The following is a 20,159-nucleotide window of genomic DNA, read 5'->3' as shown; positions in this document are numbered from 1 at the left end:
ATGCTATTATAGCATAATCTAAAAAGCTTTTACAAAAAGTAAGTTTTCATCATACCTTTTCCTTTTACATCAATTTCTGTATTTTTGTTGTATGAGAAAAGATTTGCGGTCTGCTCTCTTGTAGTTTCTGTTACATGGATTTTCATCGGAACTCCGGTACTTTCCATTCGGCTTGCTACGTTTACTGTGTCACCCCATATATCATAGATAAATTTTGTTTTTCCGATTACGCCGGCAACAAGAGGACCAGAATTTATCCCTAGTCTGACTTGGAGTTTTACAGGAGAAGATTTGTTAAATGTGTGGACATCTTCCAGAAGACCCTGAGCAAAACGAATCATTTTTTCTGCTCCGTCATTTCCATTTTCCTGTGTAAGACCAGTTGCTGCCATGTAAGAGTCTCCAATTGTCTTGATTTTTTCGATTTCCTCACGCTGAGCTCTTTCATCAAACATGGAAAACAATTTATTGAGTATGGTAACGACTTCTTCTGCGTTCATGGAACTGCTTATTTTTGTAAATCCAACAATGTCGGTAAAAAGAACCGTAACGTTTGGATATTCTTTAGCTAGTGTACGGTCAGGATGGGCAGTGAGTTCCTTTGCAATTTCTTTTGGAAGGATATTCAAAAGAAGTCTTTCTGAACGGTTCTTTTCTTCTTCAAGTTCTTTTGTACGTTCTTTTACTGTGTTTTCAAGCTTTCTGTTTTCTTCTTCGACACTTATGAGTTTTCCTTCAACAATTGTAAGTGTCGTTGAAATTATTAATATCACAGAAAGAAGGGCGAGAAAAACATCAAAAAGAACATTTAAGAAAGGCTTAAACATGCCTGAATATGTAAAAGTGATTGTTTCTGAAAGCGGCTGATAGTCATGTGGAGTGTACATAATACAGCCGAAACCAAGAGTTTTTAATGGTGTTATGGTGTAAAAATCCTCTCCGTGAATATTTTCCTTATCACCAGCGCGAGGTTTTTTAGCTTTTAAAAAGCCTTTTGATAATGTAAAGGTTCCGTTCCATGGACCAGGATCTACCGAGCAGCCTTCTGCTGGAAGGGCAATCGTAAAATTCCAGTCGGAAATAATTGTGCTTGTCATATTGTTGTAAATAACACCATCGTACTGGGCGCCGGTTCTGTCAGGATCTTCTTCGTCAACCCAGTGTTTTTCTGCATTTCTTACAAAAGTTATGCAGACTGATTCAGAGGAATTATTATTCGTATATGGCTGATTAATTATTAAGGTTCTTTCTGGAAGTGCTATGCCTGTAATTCCGACAATTACAAGTATCAGAATAATTCCTGCAAGACTTATAGAAAGAGTCTGCCATATTCGATTTTTTATAATTCTTTTCTGATTACCCTCCGAGGTATTAACAGTTTTGTAGACGGGGCTCAAAACTGAAGAATCCCGACTTTCAGAATAGAACTCCAGTTCCATCAATTTTATCGAAGAAAAGAAAAGGTGTATTGCGCCAATTCCAAAGGAAATATTAATCCATGAAAAACCGTAAACAAGGAGAATTAAGACCAAGCCAAAAAACGGAAAAGAAAAATAAATGAAAATAGAAATAAAGACATTTTTTTCAAGATGTTTTTTGTGCTGGATAAACATTGAAAAAGTTATAAGCCATGGTAAGAAACCTATGGCAACACTCAAAGGGTAAAAAGTGTTTCGATGATAAATATTATTTTCATCAAAATAATAGAAAATATGATTGAACTGGCTGATATCAGTAAGGATAAATCCCACAATACAGAAGATGATGACAATAAAAAGATGAAGAGGAATTCCACTTTTTACGGAACTTATGGGATGAAAAATCAGTGACAGATTTAGTTTTTTACGTTTTATAAATTCACATACGTAAAAACAGAAAAAAAAGGCTGATGCGAAATTGCAGATAAAAACAAAAAGATTACAGATGCGGACCATGTACCAGCCTGTCTGACTGGAATTTCCTCTGTAAAGATAGGCCAGGGCATCAAAGAGAAGAAGAAAGCCTGTAAAAAATTCAAGAAGAATCAGACTACGCCTTCCATTCTGCTTTATTTTATGTCCTGAAATTAAAAAAAATCCTGTCTGGAAGCAAAGAAAAGAGAGAAAAATAAGAGATGCAATACTGATAATTCTTGTTGAATCAGTCATATGCTATTTATTATAGCAGGAAAAATTGGAGGAAGAAATAAAAACTTTCGTCTTAATTTTTACCGTATCTTATCATTTCCATAGTTCTGTCGAAAATTCGGGCGGAGGTACACTATGGTTTACGGATATATCAGAGTAAGTACAGACAAACAGACGGTTCAAAATCAGAAGTTTGAGATTTTGAGATATACTAAACGGCATAAAATCAAAATTGATAAGTGGATTGCAGAAACAATCAGCGGAACTGTGTCACCATCCAAGCGCACACTGGGACGACTTTTAGGAAATGTAAAAAAGGGCGATTTGATAATCTGTTCAGAGCTGTCCCGGCTGGGGCGCAGTATGTTTATGATTATGTCTATACTCAATCGCCTGATGGAAGACGAAGTTCTTGTTTATACTGTAAAGGAAGGCTACAAACTTGGAACTGACCTTACAAGCAAGGTGCTGGCATTCGCCTTCAGCATATCAGCCGAAATTGAGCGCACATTAATTTCTGACCGGACAAGAGAAGCGCTTCGCCGGAAAAAATCAGAAGGCGCCGTTCTTGGCCGGCCTCGCGGAAAACTGAACTCACACTATAAACTCTCTCCCTACGAAAATGAAATAATTTCAATGCTTTCGAGCGGTTTCTCAAAAAAATACATAAGCGTAACATTCCACGTTACTGAGCAAACTTTATACAACTTTCTGAAACGCCACGGAATTGTCTTTAGAAACAAACTTTAAGGATAATTCGGGCCTTCCCGCCCGCTTCGCGGGCGGTCGGGCTTTCCGGGTTTCCGCCTGTTCGGCTCCATTCCTCTTTTTTTATCGCTTTACCAGCTCGTAGCTTTTTTCTGTCAGTTCACAGAGTTTATTAAAATCAGTCACCGCGGTGAGAAGGATTGTAATCCAGTGTTTTTTGTTCATGTGCCAGGCGGGGAAGATTGATTTTCTGTCAACGAGGTTTGGGATAGCTTCCTGCTCGGCCTTCATGTTTACAACCCAGACTTCTTCATCACCTGTGAGCCCCAGCTGACGGTACTTAATTCTCATCACAAGTGCAAACCATTTTTGGTTCTGGCAGCGGAAGACAAAAGAGTAGGGGGCGTCATCCGGCCAGGGGTAATCAGGCTCTGCTCCAAATTTCGATTTAATCCAGGCGATAAAATCATCCTTCAAATCTTTTGTTTCAAAACACCTGGCTTTGATGTCATCAATAATTTTCTGAACTTCTTCGCGGAGTGAAGCGACAAAAGCACCGTGAGAAGGCATGTCAAAAAGGGCATATTTTTCGTTGGTTTCAGAATCAAAAAGATTAACGGTGAGAGTCTGTTCGGAAGGTGAAAGTGAAAATTCAGCCCTAAAAGCTCCCTTTGAAATTGGCAGGCTCATAAGATAGAAATTACCTTCGCTGCTGGCAAAGCCCGCCTCTTCCAGAGAATCTTTTTTGATTTTTGCAGAAGAAAAAATATAGCTGTAGTCCATGTCAGTTATTATAGAATATCACTAAATTAAACTTATATCAGTGTTTTGAGTGAAAATCTCTGATATAATATTGGAAATGGTAAGAAGAAAGTTAGAAGGGGAGTAAACAAACATGAAAATTGAACATATTGCGCTTTATGTAAATGATTTGGAAAAAGCCAGAGATTTTTTGTAAAATATCTTGGCGGAACTTCGAATAAGGGTTATCACAATCATAAAACTGATTTTCGTTCATATTTTATTTCTTTTGAAGACGGTGCCAGATTAGAAGTGATGACTAAACCTGGTCTTTTAGATGAGGAAAAACATTTGAATCGGACGGGATACGCTCATGTCGCTTTTAGTCTTGGCAGCAAGGAAAAAGTTGATTCTCTAACTGCAAGACTTAAGACCGACGGCTACGAAGTTGTCAGCGGTCCCCGAACAACCGGCGACGGCTATTATGAAAGCTGCATCGTGGCTGTTGAAGGAAACCAGATTGAGATTACTGAATAAAGATTAAGAATGATGCTCGCCGTGATGGTCACACTTAGCTGCAAAGTTAGGCTTGAGTTCGCCCTTTGCAAAAAGTTCTGCGGCGTCGTCGGCAGAACCAGTAATTCCTGGCATTTCTTTTAAACCGGCAGCGGTAATTGCATCAACGGCACCCTGACCGCGGTTTCCAAGAATCAAAGTTTCTACTCCAAGACTCTTAAGGTATGGAGGAAGCGCGTGATGTCCGTTTCCGCCGTTATCAATTACTTCTGAAGAAACAATCTTTCCGTCTTCAATCTGATAAATCTTAAAATACTGAGTTTTCCCAAAATGCTGGAATACATTTCCTGTTTCTTTTTCGTAAGTTACTGCGATTTTCATGTGATACCTCGTCAATCTTATTTATTTAAATATACAAAAAAAACTGCTAATAGGCAAAGTTTTGATGAGAAAGTGGCAGTTTTACGACTTTATTCATTTATTCGGTAACCTATTCCACGAACTGTTTCAATCAGTTTCTGGTTATTCAGCTTTTGTCTTAAAAGTCTTATGTGTACATCCAGAGTTCTGGTTTCAATTTCTTTTTCATAATTCCAGATAGATTCAAAGAGTTCTTCTCTGGAAACTATTTCGCCTTTCTTCCTCATTAAAAGTAAAAGCAAATCGTATTCTTTAGCTGATAATTGAACTTCTGTTCCGGAAACAAAAACTTTACGGCTTTTTACATTTATGATTATATTTTGTGAACCAATCAGATTATTTTCTGAGTTGTCTCCGGGAAGAAAATCACTAATGCTTGGCTGAATTGCCTGAATTACACCAAATACACAGTCACCGGCTTTTTCAATCTTCCGGACAAGATCCATATAATTAAGTTCAGTTTTTACATTGCTGCCATTTTCAATTCTTTTACGGCTGGCTTTTTTAAGGTTCTTTTTGGTTCTGTTGATTTTATCTTCAACTTCAGAAAGAATAACCTTATCAATATCAGAAAGTCCAAGAGCAATAAAGGTACAAGTCTGTTCATAAAAAACATGCACCTGATCAAAATATGAAATCAGTTCTTTAGTTTGATTTTTGTGCGGTGAATGGCCTTCTTCTTTTTTAAATTTACAGATGGTGTGCATCATAGAGTTACATTCATCGCTTAAATCTTCAAGATTCTGAACTATAGAAATCATGCGGGAACAATTGTTGCGGTCTGTATGATTGGCACTTGGAAGACGTGAACATTTTTGCAGGAAACTTGTGATTTCATTATTCATCTCATCAACATATGCTTCTTTTTCATTTACTTTTTCTATGAGCATGGAAGGACTATTATCGTTTTTGCTAAGGCTTTCTCTAAGATAATCCAACATTTCCATTACGCAGGCAGACATTTTTGTAATTTCTTTTTGAATCTGGAAGGTATATAAATCTACACTTACGTGATTAAGCGGAAGGATGACTGGCATTCTGTAATGGGCATCAAGTTCTTTCTGACTTTCTGCTACAAGTTTTTTTGCAAGCGAAGCAATCTGATTTACAAAAGGCAGAAAAAGCAAAGTTGCTGAAATATTAAAAACTGTATGAAGCATTGCAATGTGAGTTGTAATATTTTCTGCCGGACTTTTTGGAACTATAAAATCTATGAGTTTAAGGAAGTTTTTGAAGAAGAGTAAGGCCAGAAGCGTTCCTGCAACATTGAAGGCAACATGAACCGCTGCCGTTCGTTTTGCATTTACACTTGCTCCAAAAGATGACATAACCGCATCCACTGTAGAACCGATGTTGCTTCCCAAAACTATAGCTGCACCTAGGGTCCATGAAAGAATTCCGTTTGCTGACATCGTAAGGACTATTGCAGTAGTAGCAGATGACGAATGAATCAAGGCGGTAAAAATTGTTCCAATTAATACGCCAAGCAGAATTCCAAGTGCCCCGTAGTTTTGAAAACTTTGTAAAAAACTGATTGATTCAGTCCGCAGATTGATTGACGTTTTTAAAAGGCCTAAACCCATAAATAGCAGGGCAAATCCCATAAAACAGTCTGAAAAATTATGAATTTTCAGCTTCTTAAAATATTTAAGGATAAAACCAAAACCAAAAAGAGGGATTGCAGCCGCTTCTATGCTAAAGGAAAATCCAAATAAGGAAACTATCCAGGCGGTAACAGTAGTTCCAATATTTGCACCAAAGATTATTCCTATTGCCTGAGTCAAGGTGATTATTTCGGCATTAACAAAACTGACTGTCATTACAGTGGTTGCACCGGAGGACTGAATGATTGCCGTAACTGCAACTCCTGTCAGGACGGCTGTAAATCTGTTTCCGGAAATCTTGCGCAGCAAAGCCTGAAGACTGTTTCCTGCTCCTTTCTGGATTCCGTTTGAAAGCATTTCCATTCCAAAAAGCAAGAGACAGAGCGAACCGATGAAAAACAATAATTGGCTGATTACAGTTATCATATTTTTTACTATAACTACGAGAAAAATAAAATGTAAGGTAGTTTATGTTAATTCTTTGTAAATTTTATGCAGTTGACTATTTGTGGAAGGAGCCTTAAAGAAATGGTAAAATGGCTGTATCCATTAGGAACGTAAAAAATGAACGATTTATCACCAATTCAAAAAGAAATTGCTGCTGCGCTTGAACAGATGAAGGAAAAATCTTTGATAACAGAAGCTGTTCTTGCAAAGAAAATACGCGGAAATACAAAAATTCAGGGAAAGAACAAAGCGGGAATCTGCTTAAAAGACCTGGAAATCTGCGTTGAATATCTGGCAGAAAATAATCAACTGCATTATGCGCTCCATCTTAACAGTGCTAATGATATCCTTATAAAAAAAGAAGAGACCTATAAGCTTCTGGAAAGCGATGCCAAAAAACGCCGTCAGTCCAGCGAAAAATCTATCTCCGTTCTTACCAGCGGTGATTTACGTCAAAAGAACTCTGGCGGAAAAGGGCTTAAAAAACGCAGCGACCGTAAAAAGATGGATTTCCGTGAGGTAGAAGATTATTAATTTAGGAATATAAAAATATATAATTTGTAATGTCTGGCGTAATTCTTCAAGCCGATGTTCATTTGCAGCATAACCCTTGAGGATATATTGCTTGAGTACAGCATTATATATATGCTTACATGAATGATTATAGTGGAAATTAAGGGAAATTAGAGGAAAATTTCCCCTAATTTGTTGTATTGAATCACAGAAAGTATAAATCATGGACAATATAATTTTAAATAAATGGATTGAAATCAAAAAAGGAATAAAAGTTCGAATACAAAGAAAATCGAATAAAGATAACGGTTCGATTTTAATTCTGGATATAGATGAGAATGGAAATTTAAGACAGAAAGTTCTGTTCGAAAAAGACAGAAAAGTATTTGATGATTCTGGGAAATTTATAGATTTTGGTGATGCCTATCCGATTGCAACAGAGTATGGAAAAATCATGATTACAAAAAAGTTTATAAATGTCTGGATTTAATAATATATTCCATTAAGAACATATAATCGCTTTTTGAAATTTCTGTAATAATGGATGTGAGGCTTGAAATGCTCCGCGTTGTGAATAATTTGCCGGAAAGATGCTGATAATAAAAGCCAGCTTATCTTTATAATATTTTTTCCAGTTCTGAAATCTTTTCACTTGTGGTTGCCCAGCTTGTTGCAAATCTTACGACCGTGTGACTTTCATCGTATTTTTCCCAGAAAGCGAACTTTACTTTTTTCTGAAGCTCATTGAGTTTGCTGTTTTCTAGAATTACAAACTGCTGGTTAGTCGGAGAATCCATAAAAAACTTGTAGCCTTTTCTGGTAAAGAGAGACTTTAATTCTTCTGCGCGGTCAATTGCATTGCGGCTGATTTCAAAATACAAATCATCAGTAAAGAGTGTGTCAAACTGAATGGCTAAAAGTCGTCCTTTTGCCAGAAGCGCACCGTGTTTTTTTACCAGATGTTCAAAATGAAGAGGCATATTCTTTTTTGTAAAGACGAGGGCTTCACCGCACAGAGCTCCGACTTTAGTTCCGCCTATGTAAAAAACATCACAAAGTTCTGCAATATCAAGGAGAGTCAAATCTGACTGTCTGCTCATAAGACCGTAGCCAAGTCGTGCCCCGTCGAGAAAGAGCGGGATTTTATGCTTTCGGCAGACTTTTGAAATCTCTGTCATTTCAGCTTTCGAATATAAGGTTCCGTATTCCGTCGGATGAGAAATATAGACCATTCCCGGAAAAACCATGTGCTCGTGATTTCCATCCTTGTAAAAATCAGAAATATAGGAATCAAGTTCTGCGGCATCAATTTTTCCATTGTGAGAGGGGAGTGTCAGAACTTTTCGGCCGGTATATTCAATGGCTCCAGCTTCATGAACGCTTACATGGCCGCTCTGAGCTGCGACAACGCCTTCATACTGATGAAGCATTGTGTCGATTACAATCTGATTAGTCTGAGTGCCGCCAGTCAAAAAAGCAATCTGTGCATCTGGCAAAGCGCAGGCAGCTGCAATCTTTTCTTTTGCAGTTTTTGTATATTCGTCGGCACCATAGCCCGAAAGACTTTCCATATTTGTTTTTGCCAGTGCCTCCAGAATCTTTGGATGTGCACCTTCAATATAATCACTTTCAAATGACAGCATTCATTTCCCCTTTTTTATCTGCTGATATAATGGCTGTATAATAGCAGGCAGGGGGATTCATAGTCAATGAAAGGTTTTTATCCCGCGATTTAGAATGTTTTGAACGAAAATCTCTGATATAATAAGAAAAATGGAAACTGTAATGCGGATTATAAATCTTGTAGAAAATGAACCAGGCGATAGCGGCTGCGAGGCGGCTCACGGACTTTCGTTTTATGTAGAAACCCAAGCTCATAGGTTTTTGTTCGATACAAGCCCGAGCGAGCTTATGATTCGTAATGCCCAGAAGCTTGGTGTAGATTTGACTTCTGTTGATACTGTGATTTTGAGCCACGGACATTATGATCATTCAGGCGGAATCCTCCCGTTTGTGGAAATTAATCCGCGTGCAAAGATTTACATGCAGAGTAATGCCGGTGGTGAATATTATGCCTTCGACGGGGGAGATAAGGGCTTTCGTTATATCGGGATTGATAAAAAGATTCTTTCACTGCCCCAGGTTCAGCTTTTGAAGGGTGACTCAAAAATTGATGATGAGCTTCAGGTTTTTGCTGTTGATAATCGAGCTTTTCCGCTGCCTTCTACAAACAAGCGTCTCCGTGAGCTTCGCGGCGGTCAGTATATCCAGGACGAATTCCATCACGAACAGAATCTGCTTTTGACAGCTGATGGAAAGAAAATCCTTTTCTGTGGCTGTGCACACAACGGCATTCTGAATGTGATGAAAACTCTTGAGCGGAAGTTTGGAAAGGAAATGTTCCCAGACCTCGTAATCGGCGGCTTTCATCTTATGAAACGTACTGAGTTCTCTCAAGCAGATACCGCCGAAGTCACAGAAATCGCAAACCGCCTCAAAGGTTATAAATCCCACTTTGCAACATGTCACTGTACTGGCCTTCCGGTTTTCAATCAGATGAAAGAAATCATGGGTGACCAGTTGAGTTATGTTCGGTCTGGGGATGAAGTAGTTGTTGAAATTACAAAACCATCAGAATGTCATATTTCAAACGGGCAGCTTGTTGTAAAGGACTGAACAGAAGACATGAAGATCCCGTTAATTTTGCTTTGAATTATGGTTATGCAATTATCAGGAGTTATATTATCAAGGCTTTGATTTCAACAGGATTTCACTGTGCGCTTGGAATCAATCATCATAATGAATACAACAGCTTTAATCTTGCAGACGATTTGATTGAACCTTGGCGTGCCCGCTTGCTTCACTTTGTTTCGCAAGCGGTCGGGCTTTTCGGTGTTCCGGCTTTCGCCTTCATTCCTGCGCTCTGGTGATAAACCACCGCCGCTTCGGAACAGCCCTTACGGGCTGCACCTACAATCCCTCACGCTGTTATTTACAAAAATCTTGAAATAATAATCAAAAATTTGACATATTTAATTCTTGGTAGTATATTTTAGTCGGAGGTAGGTAATATGACTACAATTTCTGCAAAAATAGATGATTCTGATAAAGATTCATTCGAAAATATAATCTCTTCAATTGGATTGAATGTTACGACTGCAATAACAGCTTTTGTAAAAGCCGTCATCCGCGAAAATGGACTTCCATTTGAGTTGAAAGCAAAAGACGATCCTTATATTTATTCAGACGAAAACCTCAAATATCTTCGCCAGGCAATTGCACAAGTTGAAGGCGGAAAAGGGCAGGTTCATGAATTGAAGGAGTTGTCGTAATGATAAAAATCTGGGCAGATGTAGCTTGGGATGATTATTGCAATTTCTTTGAACTTCACCAGAAAAAACTAATCAAAATGGTGCATGAGCTTATAAAGGATATCGAGCGAAATGGTGTAGATAAGGGGCGTGGACAACCTGAACAATTGAAATATGAACTTTCAGAATATTGGAGCCGAAGAATTGACAGGGCAAATCGACTTGTCTATAAAGTTGAAGGCGATAATCTTTATATAGTTCAGTGCGGAACTCATTATCATCAGGAAAAATAAATCTTTCTGGGCGCATCCGCCTGCCTGCGGCAGGCGGTCGGGCTTTTCGAGTTCTCCTTTTAAAATGGTCTGCGAAAGCTCCTTCAGTTCATCCTTTATTTTTTTCATTATCGGAAAGAAAAAACTTGTCTCAGTCAGGAAAATCACAGACAGTATTCGCCCCAGAATACGGCATAAGGCCGAATACCCTGTCAGGCTGGGTATCAAAATATAAAGCTGAAATTCCCCGAAACACTAATGCGGTAATTATCCGGGAAATCCTTGCAGCAATGGCTTCCTTATGAAAATCGATTTTGAAAGTGCAAAGCTTTACGTGCGTCCAGGAGCGACAGATCTTCGTAAAGGCGTCACAGGACTTCTTGCAATTATTGAAAATGAAATGCATCTGGATGCTTTAAACTAAACGACCTTCCGTTTTCGGAAGGTGATACAATGTTTTTTTTCTCCTAACGTTCAATTCTCTTCTCAAACCTAAACATGCCTTCCGGGAACTGGCCGTCCTGCTCTTTGTTTAATAATCCTTTTACCGTATCCCCATGCCGCTTTTCATCATTCTTTACGCTTTCAACTTCCGGGAATTTTTCGGCTACAGGGGCATAGGTCTTTACGGCAGCATATTCGCCCTGTGCGATTGCGGGATACAAAATCCATCTTGGGAAGATTCTGTAGAGTAGGGGAAGGAGAATTTCTTTTGTGTGCTTTGAAGGGGCTTTTCTGTTATAATTGAATTGAGGTTTCAGAATGAAAGACGGCAAGCTTCCAAATCCAATGACAATTCATCCTATAGCTGGTTATGACAAAGAGATTTATGTAAAACCCACTCTTAAGAATCCAAACATTATCGTTGGTGATTTTACTTATATTGCAGATTCCGATTTTGAAAGTCATGTGACTCATCTTTATGAATGGAACGGTGACAAGCTGATTATCGGGAAGTTTTGTCAGATTGCAGCGGGTGTGGAATTCGTTATGAATGGAGCGAATCATCAGATGAATGCAGTTTCAACTTTTCCTTTCTACACGCTGGAGGGCTGGGACATGGATGCCCCGTTGAAAAAAGATTTGCCGCTCAAGGGAGATACTGTCATCGGTAACGATGTTTGGATTGGGCAGAATGCCGTAATCATGTCGGGCGTTCATATTGGCGACGGTGCCATAATCGGAGCGAATGCCGTAGTTGCAAGTAACATTGCGCCATACACAATCAATGTCGGAAATCCTTGCCGCACAATAAAAAAACGTTTTGATGACAAAATGATTGAACTTCTTGAAAAGTTCTGCTGGTGGGATAAGTCAATTGAGGAAATCAATAAGCTGATTCCAATTCTGACAAGTAGTGATTTGGAAATGGTGAGACGAGAGCTGAAGGTAAGGAAGTAGGATATTAAAATGGCCAAATACATTGCGAAAAATTGCAGAGATGTAAAATCTGGCTTTTTCTTCTATTCTTCCCAGCCCTTGCAGACATCACACCAGCCGGTGGCGCCTGATACTTCTTCCAGGTCAGAGGGAGTGAGTTTTACCGAAGTAAATGAGTTTCCGCCTGCTGGATGAACGTATTCAAATCTCTTCATTGAAACATCGAGCCATACGGGGATTTCTTTTGGAACATTGAAAGGGCAGACTCCGCCGGGAGCAAATCCGGTGATTGCTTCAACCTGGTCTCGCTGAATCATGCTTGGTTTGGTATGAAAAAGAGCCTTGAACTTTGACGAGTTTACACGTCCGTCTCCTGCCATTACCACGATAACAGGTTTTTCATCCACAATAAATGAAAGCGTCTTTGCAATCTCTGCCTCGGAACAGCCAATCTGCTGTGCTGCATGTTCTACGGTATCGATTGTTTCTTTGTGTTCGGTGAGTCTGTCTGCATATCCCTTAGCTTTGAGGAAGTCTAAAACTTTTTCATTTATCATATATCTAAATATCCTTGTTTACCTATTAATCAGATAGGGATATAATACAAAATAAGGAGGCTGTCAGTCAATGAAAAGTATTTTGATAAAAGATACAACAAAGGAAGAAAGAGAAAAAATCGTTGCCGATGCTCTTGGCTGCGGAAGCGATTGTTCTATGTGCTGTGCCTGTGGCGGCATGGAAATTGACTATCAGCAGTACATAGACGGTAAGAAAGAAATTGCCCAGCTGAATGCAGAATACCGGGCAAATACGATGATTGGGCACTAGGAAGACTTTGTATTTGCAAAAAAGACTTTATTTCTTATAAAGCATAAACTTTCTTCGCCTCCGCTAGAAACTGAAAAACAGCAGAATCCTTTGCCTCCAGAGATTCTTTCCGGTAATAGATTCCAAAAGGAGCGTGGCGAGTTTCTTTAAAAGGATAGAAAACAAGTTCTCTATCGGGAATTGCAAGATATTCAGGAACAAAGGCAAAGCCGAATCCTGCTTTTACAAGACCGTAAACTTCAGAAGCAAAAGAACACAGAATATTATCAAGCTTTTCGTTTACCGGCAGGATGTGACTACCTTTGGAGAAAACGTTCTTTAAAAGGTATGGCGGAATCTGCACGACCTGAGGATATTCCCAGAGTATATCCTGAGAAATCTCAGTCAGTTTCTTTTTCTTGGCCTCTTTTATGACTGGATGGTCTTTTGGAAAAGCAATGACAAAGCCGTCCATGTGCAGCGTTTTAAAATCTATGGAATCATCCTTAAATCTTGAATCTTTAATTCCGACTACAATATCAGCCTGGCCGTGAACAAGTCTGTTTAAGTTGGTGTCTGTCTGGTCAACAATAAAAGAAGGAAGCAGGATTTCAAACTTATCTTTTATTGAACCCAAAACCTTGTTTACAAATGGCAGACAGTGGGAATCCATATATCCGATACGAAGGGAACATTTACTTTTAGAATGAAAAGAAGCAATCCAGTCCTTTGCATGATAATAGGAATTGAGGATAGAGTTCGCTTCCGGCAGAAACTGGTGGCCAACATCGGTAAGAGAAACAGAGCGGGTAGTGCGGATAAATAGTTTTGCAGAAAGCTCAGATTCAAGCGACTGAATTTCTTTGGTAACAGCCGGCTGAGTAAGATATACTTGTTCCGCCGTTTTTGCAAAATTCAGTGTCGAGGCAAGACTTACGAAACATTCAAGCTGGGTTGTGTTCATGTCTGTTCTCCTTTATTTATTCCGATAAGTTATCAATTATAATAATAATTCATTTCACAAAAGCCTTCTAGTCCCTTATTATCAAAGTAACTTAAAACTTAGGAGGTGCAGTTATGGCACTTAAGAATCTTTCAGATTGGAATGAAAAGAAGGCTCAGGCAGACAAAGGCTCTGCTTGTGGAACAGCTTGCGGAGCTGGAAAACCGGCAGATAAACCTGCTTCTGCATGTGGTGCCGGTGAACCAGAGAAAAAGCCTGCAGCTTGTGGTTCAGCATGTGGGGCAAGTAAGCCTGCAGAACCAGAAAAGAAACCAGCAGCCTGTGGTAGTGCGTGTGGGGCTGGAAAATAACTTTTCTAATTCGCGAGGAGGTAGAATATGGCAGATAAATACTTTGCTTTTCAATGGCATATTACAGATGAGTGCGACCAGAGGTGCAAGCACTGCTACATTTTTGCAGAAGGTCACCCTGCTCTTATTTCTATGAACTGGGAACAGATGAAGACTGTTTTTTTTAATGCATTGGAATTCTGTGAGCATTTTGACCGCCTGCCATATTTCTACCTCACTGGCGGAGATCCTATTCTGCATCCGCATTTTTGGGATTTGCTTGGTCTTATGAAAGAACATGAAATCCCTTTTACATTGATGGGAAATCCATTTCACTTGACTGCAGAAAATTTGAAGAAAATGAAAGAACTTGGCTGTGATAAGTATCAGATGAGCATTGATGGCATGGAAGAAACTCATGACTGGTTCAGAAAGCCGGGCAGCTTCAAAACAACGCTTGAAAAAATCCGATTGATTAATGAAGCGGGAATAACCAGTGTGATCATGACCACAGTGAGCGGTACAAACATCGAAGAAATCCCATCTGTAGTAGATGCCGTTGTTGAGGCTGAATCTCAGGTCTATGCCTTTGCCCGTTATGTTCCTACGAGTGACGGCAAGGGTAACGAAAAAAGTGACTGGTACATCTCGCCGGAACGTTACCACGACTTCCTTGAAGAAATCGACAGAAAATATACTGATTACGAAAGTAAAGGTTGTAAGACCTGTTTTAATAGAAAAGACCATCTGTGGACACTTTTTGATTACGAACACGGGCGTTTCAAAATCCCAGATGATGCTGAAAAGGGCATGATTTACAGTGGCTGCAACTGCGGAAACTGCCACATAACTATTCTGCCCACAGGAGACATTTTCGCCTGCCGCCGTGTTGCCACAAGCAAAGTCGGAAATGCATTCAAGGACCGTCTTAAAGATGTGTGGCTGAATCAGAAAATGGAAGGTTTCAGGGATTACGAAAAGTTTTCAAAGTGCGCTAAGTGCGAACTATTGCCATATTGTCGTGGTTGTCCAGCTGTAGCCGCAGGAAGTAACGGCGGAAACTTTTATGCAGCCGACCCACAGTGCTGGAAACAGACTAATCAAATTACAGGAGAACAATTATCATGTTAATGGATATAATCAAAGCAAGACATTCAATCAGAAAATATACTAAAAAGCAGATTAGCCGAGAGGACTTGGACAAAATCCTTGAAGCAGGAAACTTTGCACCGAATGCAGGTGGTGGACAGAGAAGCATGATGGTTGCCGTTCATAACAGCGAAATGGCGGCTCATCTTGGAAGAATGAATCTTGCCAGATTCAACCGCGCAAACTTAAGTGGAAGTTATGTTTCTGCCGAACAGCCGAGTGTTATTGATGATCCGACTATGAAAAACGGATTCTACGATGCGCCAACAGTTGTCTGTATTTTCTGTCAGGATGATTTTCTCTTTAAGGTTGCCGATGCTTTTTGTATTGCCGAAAACATGATTTTACAGGCAACCGAGCTTGGAATTGCTTCCTGCATAATTTCACGTGGCGAAGAAACTTTTGACAGCGCGGAAGGAAAAGCTCTATGCAAAGAATGGGGAGTACCGGAAAATTACACCTGTCAGTGCTTTGTAATTTTGGGGTATATTGACGGCTCTCAGCCTGCGAGCAAGCCTCGAAAGAGCAACCGTCTTGTCGTGGTAGAATAGTTTAAGAGAGGGCGGAGGTCAAAATGAGCGAAATCGAAAAAATCAAATCAGTTTTGGAAAATGCAGAAGCCCTTGTTGTTGGAGCCGGAGCCGGGCTTTCAACTTCTGCAGGCTTTACCTACAGCGGGCCGCGTTTTCAAAAATACTTTTCTGATTTTGAAAAGAAGTACGGCTTTCACGACATGTATTCCGGTGGCTTTTATCCTTACAAAACTCTTGAAGAAAACTGGGCTTACTGGAGCCGCTATATCATGATTAACCGCTACATGAATGCGACCATTCCTGTCTATGAAGAACTCTTTGAACTTGTGAAGAATAAAAATTATTTTGTTCTTACGACTAATGTTGACCACTGCTTTCAGAAAGCGGGTTTTGATAAGTCACGACTGTTTTATACTCAGGGGGATTACGGTCTCTGGCAGTGTTCACAGCCTTGTCACAAGAAAACTTACGATAATCAGCTCTTTGTTGAAAAAATGGTCAGGGAACAGGGCTTTGTAATTCAGGATGATGGTGGTCTGGAACTTCCGGAAAATGGATTTGAAGGAATCAAAATGACTGTTCCTTCTGAACTGGTCCCCCGCTGTCCTGTGTGCGGAAAGCCTATGAGCATGAACCTTCGCGCTGACGACACTTTTGTGGAAGATGAAGGCTGGAATAAGGCAGCTGGCCGTTATGAAGATTTTCTGAATAAGAATAAAGATGACCGTATTGTTTATCTGGAGCTCGGCGTTGGCGGAAATACTCCGGGCATTATCAAATATCCTTTCTGGAAGATGACCTATGCAAACCCGAAAGCAAAATACATCTGCATTAACAAAGGAGAAGCATTAGTTCCGAAAGAAATTGAAAATCAGAGTATTTGCGTGAATAATGATATTTATGAGACCTTGGCAGATTTGCGTTAGGGATTGTAGGGGCGCGAAGCGTTCTCGTTTGGAGAGCGGAGTCGAACCAAACGAGAATGAAGCGATAGCGTAACCCCGAAAAGCCCGGCGGCAGCGTAGCTGGCGCAACGCCCAAATGAAGAGGAAAAGGAAATGACACAAAAAGAACGACGCACATATTTAATAACAGAACTCCTCAAAGAAGATAAGGGTAGTGCAGGCTTTAAGCTGGGTCTTGTGCCCGGAAATGAAGGCGGCTTTGTGATTCCTGATGATGAAAAGAGCCAGCGAGATATACTGAGAGCTTTGATGAATATTCGTGGTTCATATTCCATTAGCGAAGACTTTTTGAGAATACAGGATGAGTACCTGCAGCAGGTTAATAAAGAGCGAGGGATTACGGATATTGCAGATTTAAGCCCGACAGAAAGTAACCCAAAACTTTACCTCTGGCAAGGCGACATCACCACTCTAAAAGTTGATGCAATTGTTAATGCGGCAAATTCTGCCATGCTTGGCTGCTTTGCGCCACTTCATGCATGTATTGACAACTGTATCCACACCTATGCAGGTATTCAGCTACGGCTTGCCTGTAACGAGCTGATGCAAAGGCAGGGGCATGAAGAAGGAACCGGACTTTGCAAAATCACCCCGGCCTTTAATCTTCCAAGTCGTTATGTGCTTCATACTGTTGGCCCCATTATTTACACAAGCGTGGGTAAGCGCGAAAAGATTCTGCTTGCAAACTGCTACAAAAACTGCCTTGAAACTGCGTCTCAAAATCAGCTTGAGTCGGTCGCTTTCTGCTGCATTTCAACCGGAGTATTCAGATTCCCTGCTGACCTTGCCGCTCAGATTGCAGTTGAGACGGTTGAAATGTGGCTGACAGAAAATCCAGATTCCAGCGTGAAGAAGGTTGTCTTCAATGTCTTTGGAAATAAGGATCTGGAGATTTATAAGAAGGTACTTGGTCAAAAATGATAATCCAGACAGGTCAGCGAACAGACATTCCTGCATTTTATTCTCAGTGGCTTTTGAACAGGCTAAAAGAAGGGTATGTGATGGTAAGGAATCCCTTTTATCCTTTGTCGGTTTCGCGTTATGAACTGAATCCTCAGATTGTTGATTTGATTACTTTCTGCACTAAAAACCCCCTGCCGGTTTTGAAAAATCAGGAACTCTGGAATGAGCTTTCAATGTATAATCAGTGGTGGTATGTTTCGCTCACGCCCTACGGAAAAGAAATTGAACCGAACGTGCCGGAAAAGGCTGATGTCGCAGATGGCATTATTGAACTTGGAAAACGGCTTGGTTCTGAGAAAGTCGGCTGGCGGTATGATCCGATTTTTATTTCCGAAAAGTATACGATTCCATATCATCTAAAGGCGTTTGAGAATATTGCGCGAAGGCTTTGCGGCTCAACGAAGACTGTTGTAATCAGCTTTATAGATTTGTATCCAAAAGTGAAGCGTAATTTTCCCCAGGTACGGGAGATATCTCAAGAGGAGAGGCTTACTCTTGGAAAAGCTTTTGTTGAAATTGCTGCAAAATATGGAATGACCTTGCGTCCTTGTGCAGAAGGAAACGACCTTGCCCGCTTTGGTGCGGATTGCTCCGGATGTCAGACACTTGCAGTCCTCGAAAATGCCATTGGTAAAAAACTTAAAGTACCCAAAAAAAATTCTGCAAGAAAAGAATGTGCCTGTTTCTTAAACGGAGATATTGGAGCCTACAATTCCTGTGGTCATCTGTGCCGTTATTGCTATGCAAATGCGAATGAGGAACTTGTTCGCCAGAACATGAAGTTGCATAACCCGGCTTCTCCACTGTTAATAGGCGAGCTGACTCCTGATGATAAGATTTTTAATACCGCACAGAAAAGCTGGATTGTGGAATAAAGCTAATTTTATCCTAACTGACCAGGTAGAACCAGTTTTTCCTTATAGGGAAATTCTGCTTCGTATTTAGCAAAGTCCTCGGGATTTTCTTCGGCAACAAAGTATCCTTTTGGGGGAGTGTAAGTTGCTTCAATTCCATTGAGATAGCCGGAAATCAGTTCCTGTGCTAAAAAGTATGGCACTTCTGAATCCTTTGGCTCGCAGTGGTAATGAATATGTAACTTACTTGCCAGATCAAAACCTGCATGACGGTAAAAGTTGATATTACCTTCCATACAGATAAACCCGATACCTAAAGCTTTGGCTTTTTTGAGCGCATACTTTAAGAGTTTAAGGCCGTAGCCCTGTCTCTTGAAATCTGGATGTATGCTGATTGGCCCAAAAGTCCAGATTGGAAGTTTTTCGCCAGTCGGCTTTCCATCAGCTTCAATGCTAAGCTCTGCTTTTGAAAACATCACATGCCCGATAATCTGTCCGTTTTTCTCCATAACAAGGGAAAGTTCGGGAATAAAATCGGGATTGTTTCTGAAGCAGCGAAGAACATAATGTTCTGTACAGCCAGGGTGGTAAACGTTCCAGAAAGACTCTCTGGTAAGAGTTTCAACTTCTCGAAAATCGCGCGGCTCTTCCACGCGGATTGTAATAATTGAGTTCATTTGTATCTCCAGGAAATTGTTTTATGAGCCGGGAAGATTTCCCTAAAAAACATCACCTTGAAAGACCGCCCAAAAGATTTCCATCTTTCAAGGCATCAAACAATGAACCAAGTTTTGCCAGATTTGAACATCCAGTCTCCTTCAAAATTTCTTACTAATATTTTATCATGAAACAAGAATTGATGCAGTGCTTTGTGTGAAAATCTCTGTTATAATTAAACTGAGAGGCAAAAATGATTAATTATAAAAAAGCTGATTTGAATGAACTCGACCAGATTATAAGATGCCGTATGGAGTTTATCCGCGAAGATATGGGGCCTCAGACAGCAGAAACTGAAGCAACAATTCAAGTCCAGCTTCAGGAATATCTTAAAAATCATCTGAACCGCGATTGTTTTGTTTTCGCAGCGGAGGAAGAAGGAAAAATCACTTCAATTGCTTTTTTACTGATTCAGGAAAAACCTGCCAATCCTAGATTTCCTCATGGGCGTGTCGGAAACATTATGAACGTTTACACGGTTGCTGAAAAACGCCGCCAGGGAATTGCCGGCAATGTAATCAAACAGCTATGAAGGAATTTACCAGGGCAAGATGCAGCAAAAAACGGCAGTTAAAGAAAGCAAAGCAGGAGCTGCTTTCTTTCCTTCTCAGAATGGGAATGATTTATCCGGAGAACGGCTCTTACTGGACACTGAATCATTTTGAATGGCTGAGAACAGTTCATTTCAAGGATGAATGGCTGCAACTTGCTTTTGAAGAATATTTTGCAGAAGTAAATGAACTTATGGCAAAAGTTGCACGGCTTGATGCACAAATAAAACAGATGGCAGAAAATTCGGAAATAAAGGATGATGTCGAAAAACTTATATGTTTTACAGGA

The 20,159-nt window shown here is 40.1% G+C and carries 26 protein-coding genes and 2 pseudogenes; 19 read left to right on the top strand and 9 right to left on the bottom strand.

Annotation, left to right across the window (positions count from 1 at the left end; translation table 11 throughout):
- Positions 1-29 precede the first annotated feature (29 nt).
- Complete coding sequence (locus T530_RS14880) at positions 30-2,147, bottom strand: adenylate/guanylate cyclase domain-containing protein (protein WP_051537963.1); 2,118 nt, start codon at positions 2,145-2,147, stop codon at positions 30-32.
- A 114-nt stretch (positions 2,148-2,261) separates the two neighbouring features.
- On the opposite strand from T530_RS14880, the gene T530_RS0111090 reads away from it, so the two are divergent.
- Complete coding sequence (locus T530_RS0111090) at positions 2,262-2,876, top strand: master DNA invertase Mpi family serine-type recombinase (RefSeq protein ID WP_027729068.1); 615 nt, start codon at positions 2,262-2,264, stop codon at positions 2,874-2,876.
- Positions 2,877-2,957: 81 nt separating this feature from the next.
- Here T530_RS0111090 and T530_RS0111085 read toward each other — a convergent pair whose 3' ends face one another.
- Positions 2,958-3,617 (bottom strand): MmcQ/YjbR family DNA-binding protein, encoded by a 660-nt coding sequence (locus T530_RS0111085; protein WP_027729067.1) that lies wholly within the window; start codon positions 3,615-3,617, stop codon positions 2,958-2,960.
- Positions 3,618-3,729: 112 nt separating this feature from the next.
- Between T530_RS0111085 and T530_RS14270 the strand changes: the two are divergent.
- A pseudogene (locus T530_RS14270) lies at positions 3,730-4,112 on the top strand (VOC family protein).
- Between the two features lie 3 nt (positions 4,113-4,115).
- On the opposite strand, the gene T530_RS0111075 reads toward T530_RS14270, so the two are convergent.
- Positions 4,116-4,472 (bottom strand): NifB/NifX family molybdenum-iron cluster-binding protein, encoded by a 357-nt coding sequence (locus T530_RS0111075; RefSeq protein WP_027729066.1) that lies wholly within the window; start codon positions 4,470-4,472, stop codon positions 4,116-4,118.
- Between the two features lie 89 nt (positions 4,473-4,561).
- Positions 4,562-6,541 (bottom strand): Na/Pi symporter, encoded by a 1,980-nt coding sequence (locus T530_RS14265; protein WP_051537962.1) that lies wholly within the window; start codon positions 6,539-6,541, stop codon positions 4,562-4,564.
- Positions 6,542-6,679: 138 nt separating this feature from the next.
- On the opposite strand from T530_RS14265, the gene T530_RS0111065 reads away from it, so the two are divergent.
- Positions 6,680-7,096 carry a hypothetical protein gene (locus T530_RS0111065; RefSeq protein WP_027729065.1) on the top strand — a complete coding sequence of 139 codons (417 nt, stop codon included), beginning with the start codon at positions 6,680-6,682 and terminating at the stop codon, positions 7,094-7,096.
- 202 nt (positions 7,097-7,298) lie between these two features.
- Positions 7,299-7,565 carry a hypothetical protein gene (locus tag T530_RS0111060; RefSeq protein ID WP_027729064.1) on the top strand — a complete coding sequence of 89 codons (267 nt, stop codon included), beginning with the start codon at positions 7,299-7,301 and terminating at the stop codon, positions 7,563-7,565.
- A gap of 127 nt (positions 7,566-7,692) precedes the next feature.
- On the opposite strand, the gene T530_RS0111055 is transcribed toward T530_RS0111060, so the two are convergent.
- A complete protein-coding gene (locus tag T530_RS0111055) occupies positions 7,693-8,718 on the bottom strand; it encodes a low specificity L-threonine aldolase (protein ID WP_027729063.1) in 1,026 nt (341 codons plus the stop codon).
- Between the two features lie 130 nt (positions 8,719-8,848).
- Between T530_RS0111055 and T530_RS14260 the strand changes: the two genes are divergently transcribed.
- The 5 genes from T530_RS14260 (at position 8,849) to T530_RS15330 (ending at position 11,082) form a co-directional block, all read left to right on the top strand.
- Positions 8,849-9,751: an MBL fold metallo-hydrolase gene (locus T530_RS14260; RefSeq protein WP_051537961.1), complete on the top strand. Its 903-nt coding sequence runs from the start codon at positions 8,849-8,851 to the stop codon at positions 9,749-9,751.
- A complete protein-coding gene (locus T530_RS0111045) occupies positions 9,712-10,005 on the top strand; it encodes a CRISPR-associated endonuclease Cas1 (protein ID WP_081773725.1) in 294 nt (97 codons plus the stop codon). The genes T530_RS14260 and T530_RS0111045 overlap by 40 nt, the downstream gene beginning before the upstream one ends.
- Before the next feature lie 141 nt (positions 10,006-10,146).
- Entirely contained in the window at positions 10,147-10,407 is a 261-nt protein-coding gene (locus T530_RS0111040; protein WP_027728846.1) for a type II toxin-antitoxin system RelB/DinJ family antitoxin, read from the top strand.
- Complete coding sequence (locus tag T530_RS0111035) at positions 10,407-10,679, top strand: Txe/YoeB family addiction module toxin (RefSeq protein ID WP_027729061.1); 273 nt, start codon at positions 10,407-10,409, stop codon at positions 10,677-10,679. Before T530_RS0111040 ends, T530_RS0111035 begins: the two co-directional genes overlap by 1 nt.
- A gap of 280 nt (positions 10,680-10,959) precedes the next feature.
- Positions 10,960-11,082, top strand: coding sequence for a hypothetical protein (locus T530_RS15330; protein ID WP_256380944.1), 123 nt, complete (start codon positions 10,960-10,962; stop codon positions 11,080-11,082).
- A gap of 43 nt (positions 11,083-11,125) precedes the next feature.
- On the opposite strand, the gene T530_RS14255 is transcribed toward T530_RS15330, so the two are convergent.
- Complete coding sequence (locus tag T530_RS14255; RefSeq protein WP_051537960.1) at positions 11,126-11,323, bottom strand: hypothetical protein; 198 nt, start codon at positions 11,321-11,323, stop codon at positions 11,126-11,128.
- Positions 11,324-11,420: 97 nt separating this feature from the next.
- Here T530_RS14255 and T530_RS0111010 point away from each other — a divergent pair, with 97 nt between their 5' ends.
- Positions 11,421-12,059: a CatB-related O-acetyltransferase gene (locus tag T530_RS0111010; protein ID WP_027729059.1), complete on the top strand. Its 639-nt coding sequence runs from the start codon at positions 11,421-11,423 to the stop codon at positions 12,057-12,059.
- Between the two features lie 62 nt (positions 12,060-12,121).
- Here the strand turns inward: T530_RS0111010 and T530_RS0111005 are convergent, their stop codons facing one another.
- Positions 12,122-12,595, bottom strand: coding sequence for a YbaK/EbsC family protein (locus T530_RS0111005; protein WP_027729058.1), 474 nt, complete (start codon positions 12,593-12,595; stop codon positions 12,122-12,124).
- A 70-nt stretch (positions 12,596-12,665) separates the two neighbouring features.
- Between T530_RS0111005 and T530_RS0111000 the strand changes: the two genes are divergently transcribed.
- On the top strand, positions 12,666-12,866 hold the full coding sequence (locus T530_RS0111000; RefSeq protein WP_027729057.1) for a hypothetical protein: 201 nt from the start codon (positions 12,666-12,668) through the stop codon (positions 12,864-12,866).
- A gap of 34 nt (positions 12,867-12,900) precedes the next feature.
- Here T530_RS0111000 and T530_RS0110995 read toward each other — a convergent pair whose 3' ends face one another.
- A complete protein-coding gene (locus tag T530_RS0110995; protein ID WP_027729056.1) occupies positions 12,901-13,809 on the bottom strand; it encodes a LysR family transcriptional regulator in 909 nt (302 codons plus the stop codon).
- 113 nt (positions 13,810-13,922) lie between these two features.
- Here T530_RS0110995 and acgA point away from each other — a divergent pair, with 113 nt between their 5' ends.
- From acgA to T530_RS0110965, 6 genes are all read left to right on the top strand, one after another.
- Positions 13,923-14,159, top strand: a complete 237-nt coding sequence (acgA, locus tag T530_RS0110990) for an ACGX-repeat peptide (protein WP_027729055.1) — start codon at positions 13,923-13,925, stop codon at positions 14,157-14,159.
- 27 nt (positions 14,160-14,186) lie between these two features.
- Complete coding sequence (gene acgM / locus T530_RS0110985; RefSeq protein WP_027729054.1) at positions 14,187-15,269, top strand: radical SAM/SPASM domain protein, ACGX system; 1,083 nt, start codon at positions 14,187-14,189, stop codon at positions 15,267-15,269.
- Complete coding sequence (locus T530_RS0110980; RefSeq protein ID WP_197018277.1) at positions 15,263-15,838, top strand: nitroreductase family protein; 576 nt, start codon at positions 15,263-15,265, stop codon at positions 15,836-15,838. Before acgM ends, T530_RS0110980 begins: the two co-directional genes overlap by 7 nt.
- 23 nt (positions 15,839-15,861) lie before the next feature.
- Positions 15,862-16,746 (top strand): hypothetical protein, encoded by an 885-nt coding sequence (locus T530_RS0110975; protein ID WP_027729052.1) that lies wholly within the window; start codon positions 15,862-15,864, stop codon positions 16,744-16,746.
- 132 nt (positions 16,747-16,878) lie between these two features.
- Positions 16,879-17,706, top strand: a complete 828-nt coding sequence (locus T530_RS0110970; RefSeq protein WP_027729051.1) for a protein-ADP-ribose hydrolase — start codon at positions 16,879-16,881, stop codon at positions 17,704-17,706.
- Positions 17,703-18,623 carry a DUF1848 domain-containing protein gene (locus tag T530_RS0110965; protein ID WP_027729050.1) on the top strand — a complete coding sequence of 307 codons (921 nt, stop codon included), beginning with the start codon at positions 17,703-17,705 and terminating at the stop codon, positions 18,621-18,623. Before T530_RS0110970 ends, T530_RS0110965 begins: the two co-directional genes overlap by 4 nt.
- 8 nt (positions 18,624-18,631) lie before the next feature.
- On the opposite strand, the gene T530_RS0110960 is transcribed toward T530_RS0110965, so the two are convergent.
- On the bottom strand, positions 18,632-19,279 hold the full coding sequence (locus T530_RS0110960; RefSeq protein WP_027729049.1) for a GNAT family N-acetyltransferase: 648 nt from the start codon (positions 19,277-19,279) through the stop codon (positions 18,632-18,634).
- A gap of 233 nt (positions 19,280-19,512) precedes the next feature.
- On the opposite strand from T530_RS0110960, the gene T530_RS0110955 reads away from it, so the two are divergent.
- Both T530_RS0110955 and T530_RS14250 read left to right on the top strand, forming a co-directional pair.
- Positions 19,513-19,851, top strand: coding sequence for a GNAT family N-acetyltransferase (locus T530_RS0110955; RefSeq protein WP_027729048.1), 339 nt, complete (start codon positions 19,513-19,515; stop codon positions 19,849-19,851).
- Positions 19,848-20,159: pseudogene (locus tag T530_RS14250) on the top strand (IS110 family transposase); the annotation flags it as partial. The gene T530_RS0110955 and the pseudogene T530_RS14250, both read left to right, overlap by 4 nt.

Origin of the sequence: Treponema sp. C6A8 (genome assembly GCF_000619925.1) — a bacterium.
Lineage (GTDB): Bacteria > Spirochaetota > Spirochaetia > Treponematales > Treponemataceae > Treponema_D.
This window is presented reverse-complemented; position numbering and strand designations above follow the sequence as displayed.

Bases quoted from the DNA above. Each gene is read 5' to 3' on its own strand.
- T530_RS14880 (WP_051537963.1), bottom strand. From the start codon at position 2,147: ATGACTGATTCAACAAGAATTATCAGTATTGCATCTCTTATTTTTCTC.
- T530_RS0111090 (WP_027729068.1), top strand. From the start codon at position 2,262: ATGGTTTACGGATATATCAGAGTAAGTACAGACAAACAGACGGTTCAA.
- T530_RS0111085 (WP_027729067.1), bottom strand. From the start codon at position 3,617: ATGGACTACAGCTATATTTTTTCTTCTGCAAAAATCAAAAAAGATTCT.
- T530_RS0111075 (WP_027729066.1), bottom strand. From the start codon at position 4,472: ATGAAAATCGCAGTAACTTACGAAAAAGAAACAGGAAATGTATTCCAG.
- T530_RS14265 (WP_051537962.1), bottom strand. From the start codon at position 6,541: ATGATAACTGTAATCAGCCAATTATTGTTTTTCATCGGTTCGCTCTGT.
- T530_RS0111065 (WP_027729065.1), top strand. From the start codon at position 6,680: ATGAACGATTTATCACCAATTCAAAAAGAAATTGCTGCTGCGCTTGAA.
- T530_RS0111060 (WP_027729064.1), top strand. From the start codon at position 7,299: ATGGACAATATAATTTTAAATAAATGGATTGAAATCAAAAAAGGAATA.
- T530_RS0111055 (WP_027729063.1), bottom strand. From the start codon at position 8,718: ATGCTGTCATTTGAAAGTGATTATATTGAAGGTGCACATCCAAAGATT.
- T530_RS14260 (WP_051537961.1), top strand. From the start codon at position 8,849: ATGGAAACTGTAATGCGGATTATAAATCTTGTAGAAAATGAACCAGGC.
- T530_RS0111045 (WP_081773725.1), top strand. From the start codon at position 9,712: ATGTCATATTTCAAACGGGCAGCTTGTTGTAAAGGACTGAACAGAAGA.
- T530_RS0111040 (WP_027728846.1), top strand. From the start codon at position 10,147: ATGACTACAATTTCTGCAAAAATAGATGATTCTGATAAAGATTCATTC.
- T530_RS0111035 (WP_027729061.1), top strand. From the start codon at position 10,407: ATGATAAAAATCTGGGCAGATGTAGCTTGGGATGATTATTGCAATTTC.
- T530_RS15330 (WP_256380944.1), top strand. From the start codon at position 10,960: ATGAAAATCGATTTTGAAAGTGCAAAGCTTTACGTGCGTCCAGGAGCG.
- T530_RS0111010 (WP_027729059.1), top strand. From the start codon at position 11,421: ATGAAAGACGGCAAGCTTCCAAATCCAATGACAATTCATCCTATAGCT.
- T530_RS0111005 (WP_027729058.1), bottom strand. From the start codon at position 12,595: ATGATAAATGAAAAAGTTTTAGACTTCCTCAAAGCTAAGGGATATGCA.
- T530_RS0111000 (WP_027729057.1), top strand. From the start codon at position 12,666: ATGAAAAGTATTTTGATAAAAGATACAACAAAGGAAGAAAGAGAAAAA.
- T530_RS0110995 (WP_027729056.1), bottom strand. From the start codon at position 13,809: ATGAACACAACCCAGCTTGAATGTTTCGTAAGTCTTGCCTCGACACTG.
- acgA (WP_027729055.1), top strand. From the start codon at position 13,923: ATGGCACTTAAGAATCTTTCAGATTGGAATGAAAAGAAGGCTCAGGCA.
- acgM (WP_027729054.1), top strand. From the start codon at position 14,187: ATGGCAGATAAATACTTTGCTTTTCAATGGCATATTACAGATGAGTGC.
- T530_RS0110980 (WP_197018277.1), top strand. From the start codon at position 15,263: ATGTTAATGGATATAATCAAAGCAAGACATTCAATCAGAAAATATACT.
- T530_RS0110975 (WP_027729052.1), top strand. From the start codon at position 15,862: ATGAGCGAAATCGAAAAAATCAAATCAGTTTTGGAAAATGCAGAAGCC.
- T530_RS0110970 (WP_027729051.1), top strand. From the start codon at position 16,879: ATGACACAAAAAGAACGACGCACATATTTAATAACAGAACTCCTCAAA.
- T530_RS0110965 (WP_027729050.1), top strand. From the start codon at position 17,703: ATGATAATCCAGACAGGTCAGCGAACAGACATTCCTGCATTTTATTCT.
- T530_RS0110960 (WP_027729049.1), bottom strand. From the start codon at position 19,279: ATGAACTCAATTATTACAATCCGCGTGGAAGAGCCGCGCGATTTTCGA.
- T530_RS0110955 (WP_027729048.1), top strand. From the start codon at position 19,513: ATGATTAATTATAAAAAAGCTGATTTGAATGAACTCGACCAGATTATA.